Genomic DNA, 11,959 nt, shown 5'->3' with positions numbered 1-11,959 from the left:
TAGTTCCAACTTGATCTGACAGTTACCGGTTTTTAAGAAGTGTCTGTCAGGTCAAATTTAGTTTATAAATTTTTCCATCCAGAATTGTTTACTCTCTATCAAAGTTTGCATTGGGGTACGTCCACAACACATTTTACCCTGATGAGTACGTTGATTATTATAGTAATCCATCCATTCGTCCAGATCTTTTTGCAATTCATCGATTGATTCGTAAATTTTCTTTCGGAATGTTACTTGATAAAACTCCTGTAAAATCGTTTTATGAAAACGTTCACAAATGCCATTTGTTTGAGGTGAATTTGCTTTTGTCTTTGTATGGTCAATGTTATTAATTGCCAAATAAAGCTGATAATCATGCTGTTCTACCTTGCCACAATATTCAGTACCCCTATCTGTTAAAATACGCAGTATAGGTAAATCGTGTTGTTCGAAGAAGGGTAAAACCTTATCGTTCAGTAAATCTGCTGAAGTAATTGGCGTTTTAGTCGTATAAAGCTTGGCAAATGCCACTTTACTATAGGTATCAACAAAAGTTTGCTGATAAATGCGACCGACTCCTTTAAGCGTACCCACATAAAAAGTATCTTGCGAGCCGAGGTAACCAGGATGTGCTGTTTCGATTTCACCACATGCCTCATCATCAAATTTCTTTTTCTCCAAAGCTACGACCTGCGCTTCCGTCAATATAATTCCTTCAGAAGCTACTTTAGCCTCTAATGCTTTTAAGCGGTCTTTAAAATTGGCAAGCTCATATCGCAGCCAAATGCTACGAACTCCACTTGGAGAAACAAAAATACCCCGTTTACGAAGCTCATTGCTCGTACGAAGCTGACCATGGGCTGGAAATGCGATCGCATACTCCCTTACCGAGAGTTCAATTGCTTCATCTACTCTATTTTTTAGATTAGGTTTTCTTCGGCTTTGATCGAATAAAGCATCAACTCCTCCCGATTCTACTGCCGACTTATAGCGATAAAATGTATCTCTGGATAAGCCCATTACTTTACATGCCTTAGATACATTCCCTAATTCTTCAGCAAGGTTTAATAAGCCAACTTTATGTTTAATAATTTTAACTGTATTATCTATCATGAGAGTTTTCCTTTTGGTTTTGTTTCAAGTTCGCACTTCTATCAAAACCGGAAACTCTCTCTTTTTCAAGTACTTGTGTCAGATTAAGTCGAAACTAATTCACTTCATTCGTTTTTAGAAGCCGTTGTTTGTGTGATTTTTCATGAAATTTTCGAATTGATCTTGTCCAGTTAGAGAAGTGTTTTCTGCACTCACTAAATCACTTCGCGACATATTATGCCCCCCACCAAAAAAACCATTTTGTGCATATACTTTATGGCCCGTTCTAATTCCTTTTTTCTTTTCATCTTGTTTTACTCCCTCATGTAATGATGCACGATGTGCAATTACGCCATCACCATAAGAAAGAGTGGATTTTTTAGCTACATACATATGATTCTTGTATTCATCTGGAATCTCGTTATAGGCTTTGGCTACGTCAACATCCCATCCTGCGGGTTTCATTAAACTCCAGGATGTGCATTCAATCGATGTTGCTAATGTCTCGCCAAAAATATTATCTATTTCGGGAGCCACCACGCCAGCAGCTGCTTTTGAGACTGAAGCAAAAGAACGATCATTCCACAAATAAACTGGTTTGCCTATTTTATGAAAATGACTAGCAACTATTGTGGCAACACCCCCACCAAGAGATAAACCATCTAAGGTAATTTTTTTTGAATTAACACCTTTGTCTAAGACACGTTGTACTTGCGCAATACCATCAGTCACCAGATCTTGAAAAGTCTCGGGTGGTTTTTTACTATTGCCAACACCCCGATAGTTAAAACCAATGATGGTTAGATTCAATTGATTTGCATCATAGGCATAATCATACAGCGCATCCTGATAGAACATTCCATTTCCATTAAACTTAATAATATAATGTTGGTTTTTAAGCGAGGTGTTAGACTCTGTTTTGGGTTTTAATTCAATCGTATCTAAAACTGCACTATCATGTGTACCTACATAGCCACCTTGAATAACAAGGCCATTTGCATGAGCAAATTGATTCAAGGTTATTTCACCTAGAATTTTAGGTTCTCGCCATTGAGCAGGTAATACTAATTTACCAATTCTTTGGCTTGATGAAACAGAGCTTGAACTTAAAAACGAAAAAAAAGATCCTTCATTATTATAAGGATTTGGCGCTTCATATCGAAACATACGTATCTTCCTGTTTATTAATAATCATCTGCATGAGACATAAACGTAGTATTCAGCACAATTAATAAAATGTACGATGAAAATCATGTTTGTCACAAAATGAAAGAGCGAGCAAATACTGCTTAAACAGCAGCTCTTAACCAAAGGGATTTAGACAAGAAAATGAGCGGCTTCGTCGCAAATTAAACTTGTGGCAAGATTACATGCCAGAGTAGTTGGGGCCGCCCCCACCTTCAGGCGCATGCCAAACTATATTTTGTCGTGGATCTTTAATATCGCACGTTTTGCAGTGAATGCAGTTTTGTGCATTAATTTGTAATCTGGATCCCTTCTCTTCTTCAATTATTTCATAAACTGCAGCAGGGCAGTACCTACCTTCTGGGAAAGCATATTCTTTTAAATTGATATCAATTGCTAATTGTGGATTTTTCAATACAAGATGACAAGGTTGATTTTCCTCGTGATATGTATTTGCCAAGAATACTGAAGAAAGTTTATCAAAGGTAATAACACCATCAGGTTTAGGATAGTCTATTTTTTTGCTTTATTTGCTGGAATTAAAGTTTTGTTATCAGCATGATTAGAGAGCGTCCAAGGAGAATGTCCCCGAGTAATATAAGTTTCAAAAGCAGCATTGATTAAACCTGGCAAAAGACCGTATTTAAATCCTGGTCTTATGTTGCGCACGGCATACAGTTCTTTTTCTAACCAGGAGTTTTTGACTTTTTCAGTGTAATTGGTGAGTTCCATTTGGATGGGATTCTCTTGCTGCAAGACCTCAAAGCATGCTGCTGCAGCGAGCATTCCTGATTGCATAGCGGTATGTATTCCTTTAATTTTAGGAACATTAAGGAAACCTGCTGCATCGCCAATTAATGCGCCGCCAGGAAAAGTCAGCTTTGGTAAAGATTGCCATCCCCCTTCATTCAGCGCACGAGCACCATAACTAATACGTTCACCACCTGTCAGGATAGGTTTGATGAATGGATGTGTTTTGAATCGTTGGAATTCTGCAAAAGGATTTAACCATGGGTTTTTATAATCAAGACCCACTACAAAACCAAGAGCAACACGTTGATTTGATAAATGATAAGCAAATGAACCACCATAAGTTGCATGATCCATTGGCCAGCCTACAGTATGAATGACTCGTCCGGGTTTGTGCTGCTCTGCTGTGACCTGCCATATTTCCTTAATACCTAAACCATAAGTTTGTGGGTTGATTTTATCTCTTAAATGATAACGTGACATTAGGCTTTGGCTGAGTTGTCCACGGCAACCTTCAGCTAATAAAGTTTGTTTGGCAAGTAAATGCATTCCTGGTTGATAGTTATGGGTTTTTTCTTTGTTTTTATCGAGACCGACACAACCTGTTATCACTCCAATTACTTGATTCTGATCATTATAAAGTGCTTTTACTGCAGAAAATCCGGGATAAATTTCACAACCTAAAGCTTCCGCTTGCTCTGCAAGAAAAATACAAAGTTCACCTAAGCTTATAATATAATTTCCTTCATTGTGCATAGGCTTGGGTGTAGGAAGTTTATATGAATGTTTTTGAGTTAGAAAATAAAAAAAATCTTCTTTTACGGCGGTATCTAAAGGAGCTTCTTGCCAGGAGCCAGGAAGTAGTTCTTTAAGGCTTCTTGGTTCTAGAACTGCTCCTGAAAGAATATGTGCCCCGACTTGGGCTCCTTTTTCTAAAATACAAACAGATATTTCTTTTTGTGCGTTGAGAGCAAGCTGTTTTAGTTTAATCGCAGCAGATAACCCCGCTGGTCCTGCACCTACGATGATAACGTCAAATTCCATGGTTTCGTAGTCCACACGCGCTCCTAACTGTGATTAAAAAAGATAAGATAATCGCTTTTCTATGCTTTAAGATCAAGATTAATATGTAAAATAAAACGAAAAGTAAAGGATTCTTGGATTTACAGCATGCACAGGGTTTTGACAATAGCTGCTCTTGATTAAATAGGCTAAACTGAGTTCAGAACATGCAAAAGGAGTTTATTAATGAAAAGAGTACTTGGCTGTTTATTTCTGAGTATTTCAACGATGACTTATGCAAATGATAATCTAACTCTAGATGTTAATATGAGTAGTCCAAGTTTCGAAGTCACTTTACCGGCAAATCCAACTACCGGATTTCAATGGTCTGTTGTTCATTACAATAAGAAGTTATTAACTTTAAGTAATAGTTCTTATGAACAACCGAAAACTAAACTTATGGGCGCTGGTGGCCAAATGCATTTTATTTTTACTTTACAAAAAGGAATAAACTATCCTGAAAGTACTGAAATTCAAATGAAATATGCACGCTCTTGGGAACCCTCGAGTGCGACAATGAAAACTATTAAAGTGAATTTTGTGAAAACGGATGGTAAGAAGTAACGTCGACGGGTGACCTGGTAATAGCATTTATATTACCAGGTTCAGGCTTTGCTTTTATCCCGAAATTACACTAGGGTTTTGTAAATTTAAACGGTAAATATCGAGGCTCCCAAAACATATCAACTACTAATTTTTCCAAGTCAGCATCTTGGTTTTTCTGAGCATACCCTGAGTCAATAGCACAACGAGCTACAGCTATAGCGATTTCTTTAGCGACTGTTTGGGCATCGTCTAAGGAAGGAAGTAAGGGAAGGTAACTTTCTTTTTTGCTTGGTGCAAATTTGCAAAGAGCATGTGCAGCAGCCAAAATCATATCTTTAGTGAGTCGAGTAGCATTTACAGAAAGTACTCCAAGACCAATTCCCGGGAATACCAACGCATTATTACATTGAGCAATTTGTACCATACGATTGTGGAATTCTACTGGAGGGAATGCTGTCCCTGTTGCAATCAATGCTTTTCCTTGGCTCCAGGTTAATATATCCGCGGGTTTTGCTTCACATCGTTCATCTGGATTAGAGAGTGGAAAAATAATAGGGCGCTCGCAATGAGTAGACATTGTTTCAATGATGTCTTGTGAAAAAGCTCCTGGCTGAGCAGAACAACCAATAAGAATGGTAGGTTTAACATGTCTCACTGTATCAGTAAGTGAGGGATGATGCTTTTCGTTAATTGCCCATTGCGTGATTTCTTTAGGATCACGAGTATAAGGTTTTTGAGCCTCAGTAAGATCTGGGTCGGTATTGAGCAATAAACCTTGCCTGTCGATTAGCCAAAAGCGTTGATAGGCCTCTTCGGGGCTGAGCCCTTCACGCACCATAGCATCAACAATTTGGTCGCTAATTCCAGTACCTGCTGAGCCTGCGCCAAAAACTACAATGCGCTGTTCCTGTAATTTTGAGTTTGTCACATCGCAAGCAGCTAATAATGCCGCTAAGGTTACGGCACCCGTTCCTTGAATGTCATCATTAAAGGTACATAATTGATCTTGAAATTTTTCTAAGATACGTCGTGCATTCCCTCGTCCAAAATCTTCCCAATGTAAAAAGGCATTGGGAAACTGCTTATGAATTTCATGAACAAAAGCAGAAATAAAATCATCATATGCTGCTGGATTAATGCGTGGATGACGACATCCTAAGTACATAGGATCATTTAACAAATCTTGATTGTTTGTGCCTACATCAAGAAATATAGGTAAAGTTCGTGTCGGTTCAATACCTCCGCATAAACAATAGACCATTAATTTAGCAACTGGAATATCCATGCCACCGATACCTTGATCTCCAATACCTAGTACACCCTCACCATCCGTTACAACGATCACGTCGATTTCAGGGTTAGAGCGATTTTTTAGTATTTCTTCAATTTGATTTTTATCTGAATGAGAAATGTATAAACCACGAGGTTGTCTGTATTCATGACTAAAGCGTTTTACTGCTGTTCCTACAATAGGGGTATAAATTGTAGGTAGCATTTCACCTAAATGTTTGATAATTAACTTATAAAAAAGAATTTGATTTTTATCATGTAAGTTATTCAAATAAATATTTTGTTGCAAACGTGTCGTATAACTTGAATATTGTAAGTACGCACGTTTCACTTGCTCCTCAAGTGTTTCAACTCGATGGGGAAGTTTGCCTAATAAGCCAAATTCTTTTCTTTCTTCATTAGTGAATGCTGTGCCTTTATTCAACTGTGGTGTAGTTAAAAGGGGTTTACCACAAATAGAAGTTTCAAGATATTGTTCACCAGTTTGTGGATCACGTTGCAATTTAAAATCAAGCATGGTTCTCTCATACAGATGGCGTTAGAGTGTGTCTAATGATAATATTGGTGTTTTGTAGTTTACAATAGGTTGAGTATGAATAAATGTTGGGTGGCACTATTAATTACTTTGGGATTGGCCTCTTGCTCAGCAAAAAACGAATATTATTACCAAACGCATCCTGATGAATTACAACAAGCGCTGAAAGCCTGTCCTGAGAGGCAACCTCAAGGATTAACTTGTGAACAACTGGAAACTCTTGCAACCCGCATGAACGAGCTTGCATATAAATTACAAATGAGTCCTCAAGGCTTTGGCCAAAAAATTATAGCGTTACAAGAAGCTATTGCCAAAGAGCAAAGCCAATTAGAAACAGAGCAGAATAATGAAAACTTAGAAGCAAGTTTAGTGAAGAAGAAACAAGATTTGGCTGATCACTTGGCAGTGGTTAGATGGTTTGAATCCCCCAAGAGTTAATCATGAGAGTATTGATCAGTAATGATGATGGAGTTTTCGCACCTGGGATTAATGTCTTAGCTAAAGAACTTTCAACTTTTGTAGATATTGAAGTGGTTGCCCCGGATAGAAATAGAAGTGGAGCAAGTAATTCTTTAACATTATCACAACCAATAAAAGTTAAAAAATTAGAAAATGGGTATTACAGTGTTGAAGGCACTCCAACTGACTGTGTTCATTTAGCAGTAACTGGATTTCTAAACTCTGAAATTGATATGGTTGTTTCTGGAATTAACGAAGGTGGAAACTTAGGCGATGATATCCTTTATTCAGGTACAGTCGCAGCTGCTATGGAAGGTCGTTATTTGGGGTTGCCTGCACTTGCAATTTCAATGGTTGGGCATGATATTCAACATTATGAAACAGCAGCAATTATTACAAAGCAATTAGTGATGCAACTTAGTATACACCGGTTGCCTTCACAGACTATTTTAAATGTTAATATCCCGAATTTACCTCTAGATAAAATAAAGGGGTTGCAAGTCACTCGATTAGGAACACGTCATGGTGCAGAGCCTGTTGTCAAGGATACTGATCCCCGAGGACGACCTATTTACTGGATTGGTCTCCCAGGGGCAGAAGCTGATGCAGGCCCTGGAACTGATTTTTATGCCATTAATGAAGGTTATGTTTCGATTACACCCCTTCATTTAGATATGACAAACTATAAATTGTTTGATCAGTTAGCCCACTGGCTTGATGGTATCCATGTTCAAGAAGCATAATTTAATGTTAGTTCGTTATAAAAAATGCCTTTATTTTTTATAACGACTGTTTTTATTAAAAACTAGATCTCGTATAAATACTAAGCATTGTACAGGATAAGATTCGTTTAGTGGCATAAAAGGCATCTCTGTGCTTCTTTTTTGCCGAGCTCACGTTAATTAAAGCTGAACAGTGTGGTTGGGTTTGTAGCTATAACGATTTCAGCAAGAGTAGAAATCTTTGTAAAGCTCAACAGAATTATTTAGGTTTTAGTTGAGGTAATCGATGATAAGTTCATTTTTTAAAAAGCTCTTATACCTTTTTCTCCCACTGATTTTGGTGGGTTGTGGAAAAAATTGGGCTCCGGTGAGTGAGTTACGCTGGTATTCTCAAAAAGTACATATTGTGAAACGCGGAGAAACTCTTTATTCAATCGCATTTCGTTATGATACCGATTATCAGACTTTGGCGCGTTTAAATCATATTAATCCTCCATACTCTTTAAGAGTTGGGCAAGTTATTAACTTACGAAATATTCCACGTAATAAGCGGGTTTCGCGCAATTTTAAGACATATAAGCCGTATTATGCTCCTCCTAAGCCAAGACCAGTCATAATCCATTCACCAGCGAATCGATATGCTCGTTCTGCCTCAGGTTGGTTATGGCCAGTTAGCGGGCGTGTTGTAACTACATTTATTCCTGATCAGGGTAAAAAAGGCATAAACATTGCATGTAAAAAAGGTGAAAAAGTACTTGCAGCAGCAAGTGGTGTAGTAGCTTATGCTGGAAGTGGCCTAGCAGGTTATGGTAACTTAATTATTATTAAACATAATTATGGGTATTTAACTGCTTATGGTCATAATGCAAGAGTCATGGTTGCAGAGGGGCAGCACGTGAAGGCAGGACAGGTTATTGCCGAAGCTGGTGTTATTGACCATAAGTATATAGGTGTTCATTTTGAAATTAGAAAATCAGGTGTTCCTGTCAATCCATTGAATTATCTACAAAAAGGTTGACAGACTACTTGTAGTTATAGCAACAATACTCTTTGTTATGAAGTATAATGTAGTTAACGTGAGTTCGATATAAGTCAAAATTTTATATCGAACTGTTTTTATATTGAACTCAAAATAAACCATTTTGAGATATGGCTAAATACTATAGGTGAAAATAATGCGTGAAGACGATGAGCCAATTAAAGAGCCGGAACTTAAAGATGAAGAGTGGTCTGAGCCTGATGATGAGTCACTTTTAATTGAAGAGGATGATCTTGATTCGTTTGTTGAGAAATCCGAGGAAGAGGATTTTGAACTTCCTGATTTTTCTGATGACCATGCTTTTCCATCATTTCGTGGTAAAAATGCACTTAAAATGATGGATGCAACGCAATTGTACTTAAGTGAAATTGGATTTTCACCTTTGCTAAGCGCTGAGGAAGAGGTACATTATGCAACACTTGCTTTAAAAGGTGATGTCGCCGCTCGGAAAAAGATGATTGAATCTAATTTACGCTTAGTGGTTAAAATTTCGCGACGCTACCTGAATCGAGGTTTACCTTTACTGGATTTAATTGAAGAAGGAAACTTAGGCTTGATGAAGTCAGTAGAAAAGTTTGATCCTAAGCGAGGATTTCGATTTTCTACCTATGCTACTTGGTGGATTCGACAAACAATCGAGCGGGCTATAATGAATCAGACACGAACAATTCGTTTGCCTATTCATGTGGTTAAAGAGCTAAATGTATACTTAAGAGCCGCTAGACAGCTGACCCAAAAACTCGATCACGAGCCTTCCCCTGAAGAAATTGCTGAGATGGTTGATAAACCATTAGAAGATGTGCAAAAGCTTTTAGGATTAAATGATAAAGTAACTTCCGTGGATACACCTATAGGTTTTGATGAAAACAAATCGTTGCTCGATACCATCCCCGATGAAAACAGTGTAAATCCAGCAGAATTATTGACTAATGAAAACTTACGTTTACATATAGAGTCTTTATTGGACAAGCTCACCGAGAATCAACAGCAAGTTATTGCAAGACGGTTTGGCTTAAGAGGTTTTGAAAAAGCAACCTTAGAAGATGTAGGTAAGGAAATTGACTTGACTCGCGAACGTGTTCGTCAAATCCAAGTTGAAGCATTAAAAACACTAAGAAGCCTTTTAGAAAAAATGGGCTTAACCCAAGAAGATTTATTCTAATTTTATCTTGAATAATTTTAAGAAGAGTTGTTAGCCTGAGTGAACAAAATATGCGGTTAAATTGTCTGCTCAGGCTATTTTTTATCCGGAAAACACAGTTAAAAAGGAGTCGCTGTAATGCAAAAAATCGCTTTATCTGCTTTAGCTTTATTTTCATCAATAACGTACGCTGAACAATTAACCACATTTGCTGGTATAGCTGATGCAGTCGCCCAAGGAAAGGAAATCACTTTGGTTATGGACCTTCAAGAATGTACTTCGGACAAATTCCCTGCGAGTCCGATTATAGGCTCAGTGAAACCTAATGCATTTATGGTGATTAATAATAATCGGATTACTGCATCAGACAGACACTTTACTTTAGATAATCCTACCGCAAACGGTAATCCCACATTTGAATATATCAAATATAATATTAATTCCGACGGAAAGGTCTCTATAAACAATACGATAATGAATGCTGTCAATTACCAGAAAATAGATACTTTTCAACTGGCCTGTGAGTTAAATAAAGGGTTTAAAGCATTTGGCTAGGCGATAAGTGAAGGAGTTTGCTGCCTTCGCAGCCTCCTTGATTATGTTGTGATTTTTTTCATCCAGGCGACAAATAAAGCTGCTTGGATGAAGGGCAACGAATTCTATGTGTCTTTAAAAATAACGCTCTTTTAATCAATCCTAAATTCCTGTTTAAGTCCTTGCCAGCAATCGACATAATTTTTCTGTCGTTCAGGAATACACATTGCTTGTTCGGTGACTTGCCATGGATCTCTTGTTTCAAACATAAAGGCTAATGTATTCAAATAAGCCTCAGGCGCTAGGGTTTGTGCTACGGCTTTTTCATAACTTATTTGATCAGGCCCATGAGGGGTCATACAATTATGAATGCTTACACCGCCTGGTGAGAAGCCTTCTCTTTTTGCATCATACTCACCATGCACAAGTCCCATTAATTCATTCATGTAATTACGGTGATAATAAGGCGGTCTAAACGTATGTTCAGCGACCATCCATCGAGGAGGAAAAATAACAAAATCCAAATTGGCTACACCTGGGGTGTCACTTTCTGAAGTTAATACTGTAAAAATACTAGGATCAGGATGATCAAAGCTTACCGTATTAATTGTATTAAACAAGCTTAAATCATAACAATAAGGGGCATAATTACCATGCCAAGCTACTACATTAAGTGGCGAATGGTTACATTTTGCCATCCATAATTTATTTTGGTATTTGCAAATGAGAGTAACATCAGCTTGATTTTGTTCAAATGCAGCGACCGGATACTGAAAATGTCTAGGGTGAGCTAAGCCATTGGCACCAATGATCCCGAGTTGAGGCAAAGTGAGTGGACCTCCACTATTCTCACAAAGATAGCCTTTGGCTTCTGGGCAAAGCAGTTCCATTTTGAATTTAACACCACGGGGAATAACGGCAATCATCCCTGGGCATACATTTAATTTACCAAATTCAGTGTGTAGATTTATTTCGCCTATATATGGAACAAAGAGCATTTCTCCATCGTTATTAGCAAAGTATTTATCCTGCATAGAACGTGTGCACTGATAGAGGTATGTATTGATGAGCGGAGTGCCGGCTAGATGGAACAGTCCGTCAACAAAATCAAAATTTTCTTCTTTAAATAAATTAAGGGGTGACCAGCGTAGTGGATTAGGTGATTGTTCTGGATGATAAGGTTTAAAGATTTCCACTTCATAAGGATAATATGTTCCTTGCACTACAGAAGGCAACATACGGTAAAGCCAGCTGCGTAAATTGTTATGTCTTGGACGAGTAAAAGCGGTGCCACTTAGTTGCTCGGCATAAAGTCCTAAATTACAGTGTTGCGGTGAGTTTTGATTAATGGGCAAGGCCCCTGGAACCGCTTCAGTTTGATGATAATTACCAAATCCTTGCAAATACACTGTTGATCTCCTTTAGAGTTTATGCTCATTGAATGGTTGTATAGGGCAGTTACTTAGATAAGCTTTTCCAAAGCACTACTTTTCTTCATTTTGACCATAATTACTTAAAAAATAATAACTGGTGGCTACTATAGTCTAAAAAAGCTTAAAATGTCGAGACCAAAACAGTTCCGGTTATTCTTTTTAACAAAAGAAGATGTATAATTTAGGCAAGTT

At 37.7% G+C, this 11,959-nt stretch carries 9 protein-coding genes and 2 pseudogenes; 6 read left to right on the top strand and 5 right to left on the bottom strand.

Going from position 1 to position 11,959, the window contains the following annotated elements; translation table 11 throughout:
- Window positions 1-32: 32 nt before the first annotated feature.
- The 3 genes and pseudogenes from EL220_RS12695 to EL220_RS12685 all read right to left on the bottom strand — a co-directional run bounded on the left by EL220_RS12695 (window position 33) and on the right by EL220_RS12685 (window position 4,065).
- A pseudogene (locus EL220_RS12695) lies at window positions 33-1,092 on the bottom strand (IS481 family transposase).
- 114 nt (window positions 1,093-1,206) lie between these two features.
- Window positions 1,207-2,238, bottom strand: a complete 1,032-nt coding sequence (locus EL220_RS12690) for an alpha/beta hydrolase family protein (protein WP_027270343.1) — start codon at window positions 2,236-2,238, stop codon at window positions 1,207-1,209.
- 199 nt (window positions 2,239-2,437) lie between these two features.
- A pseudogene (locus tag EL220_RS12685) lies at window positions 2,438-4,065 on the bottom strand (electron transfer flavoprotein-ubiquinone oxidoreductase).
- Between the two features lie 189 nt (window positions 4,066-4,254).
- On the opposite strand from EL220_RS12685, the gene EL220_RS12680 reads away from it, so the two are divergent.
- On the top strand, window positions 4,255-4,632 hold the full coding sequence (locus EL220_RS12680; protein ID WP_027270341.1) for a protease inhibitor I42 family protein: 378 nt from the start codon (window positions 4,255-4,257) through the stop codon (window positions 4,630-4,632).
- Window positions 4,633-4,702: 70 nt separating this feature from the next.
- On the opposite strand, the gene EL220_RS12675 is transcribed toward EL220_RS12680, so the two are convergent.
- Window positions 4,703-6,421 (bottom strand): NAD-dependent malic enzyme, encoded by a 1,719-nt coding sequence (locus EL220_RS12675; RefSeq protein WP_027270340.1) that lies wholly within the window; start codon window positions 6,419-6,421, stop codon window positions 4,703-4,705.
- 75 nt (window positions 6,422-6,496) lie between these two features.
- Here EL220_RS12675 and EL220_RS12670 point away from each other — a divergent pair, with 75 nt between their 5' ends.
- The 5 genes from EL220_RS12670 (at window position 6,497) to EL220_RS12650 (ending at window position 10,355) form a co-directional block, all read left to right on the top strand.
- The gene (locus EL220_RS12670; protein WP_027270339.1) at window positions 6,497-6,877 is read left to right on the top strand and encodes a hypothetical protein; all 381 of its coding nucleotides are present in this window, start codon (window positions 6,497-6,499) and stop codon (window positions 6,875-6,877) included.
- 2 nt (window positions 6,878-6,879) lie between these two features.
- Window positions 6,880-7,641: a 5'/3'-nucleotidase SurE gene (gene surE / locus EL220_RS12665; protein ID WP_027270338.1), complete on the top strand. Its 762-nt coding sequence runs from the start codon at window positions 6,880-6,882 to the stop codon at window positions 7,639-7,641.
- Between the two features lie 265 nt (window positions 7,642-7,906).
- Window positions 7,907-8,638 carry a peptidoglycan DD-metalloendopeptidase family protein gene (locus tag EL220_RS12660; protein WP_027270337.1) on the top strand — a complete coding sequence of 244 codons (732 nt, stop codon included), beginning with the start codon at window positions 7,907-7,909 and terminating at the stop codon, window positions 8,636-8,638.
- Window positions 8,639-8,795: 157 nt separating this feature from the next.
- Window positions 8,796-9,821 carry an RNA polymerase sigma factor RpoS gene (gene rpoS, locus EL220_RS12655; protein WP_027270336.1) on the top strand — a complete coding sequence of 342 codons (1,026 nt, stop codon included), beginning with the start codon at window positions 8,796-8,798 and terminating at the stop codon, window positions 9,819-9,821.
- Between the two features lie 117 nt (window positions 9,822-9,938).
- Window positions 9,939-10,355, top strand: a complete 417-nt coding sequence (locus EL220_RS12650; protein WP_027270335.1) for a VirK family protein — start codon at window positions 9,939-9,941, stop codon at window positions 10,353-10,355.
- A gap of 131 nt (window positions 10,356-10,486) precedes the next feature.
- Here EL220_RS12650 and hmgA read toward each other — a convergent pair whose 3' ends face one another.
- Window positions 10,487-11,743 carry a homogentisate 1,2-dioxygenase gene (hmgA, locus tag EL220_RS12645; protein ID WP_027270334.1) on the bottom strand — a complete coding sequence of 419 codons (1,257 nt, stop codon included), beginning with the start codon at window positions 11,741-11,743 and terminating at the stop codon, window positions 10,487-10,489.
- Window positions 11,744-11,959 lie beyond the last annotated feature (216 nt).

The sequence above is a fragment of the Legionella sainthelensi genome (genome assembly GCF_900637685.1).
Classification (GTDB): domain Bacteria; phylum Pseudomonadota; class Gammaproteobacteria; order Legionellales; family Legionellaceae; genus Legionella; species Legionella sainthelensi.
Note: the sequence above shows the minus strand (reverse complement) of the source record. Positions and strands in the feature narration are given on the sequence as shown.

Excerpts from the sequence above, each read along its gene's own strand:
- rpoS (WP_027270336.1), top strand. The coding sequence starts at position 8,796 with ATGCGTGAAGACGATGAGCCAATTAAAGAGCCGGAACTTAAAGATGAA.
- EL220_RS12690 (WP_027270343.1), bottom strand. The coding sequence starts at position 2,238 with ATGTTTCGATATGAAGCGCCAAATCCTTATAATAATGAAGGATCTTTT.
- EL220_RS12650 (WP_027270335.1), top strand. The coding sequence starts at position 9,939 with ATGCAAAAAATCGCTTTATCTGCTTTAGCTTTATTTTCATCAATAACG.
- EL220_RS12670 (WP_027270339.1), top strand. The coding sequence starts at position 6,497 with ATGAATAAATGTTGGGTGGCACTATTAATTACTTTGGGATTGGCCTCT.
- EL220_RS12680 (WP_027270341.1), top strand. The coding sequence starts at position 4,255 with ATGAAAAGAGTACTTGGCTGTTTATTTCTGAGTATTTCAACGATGACT.
- surE (WP_027270338.1), top strand. The coding sequence starts at position 6,880 with ATGAGAGTATTGATCAGTAATGATGATGGAGTTTTCGCACCTGGGATT.
- EL220_RS12660 (WP_027270337.1), top strand. The coding sequence starts at position 7,907 with ATGATAAGTTCATTTTTTAAAAAGCTCTTATACCTTTTTCTCCCACTG.
- EL220_RS12675 (WP_027270340.1), bottom strand. The coding sequence starts at position 6,421 with ATGCTTGATTTTAAATTGCAACGTGATCCACAAACTGGTGAACAATAT.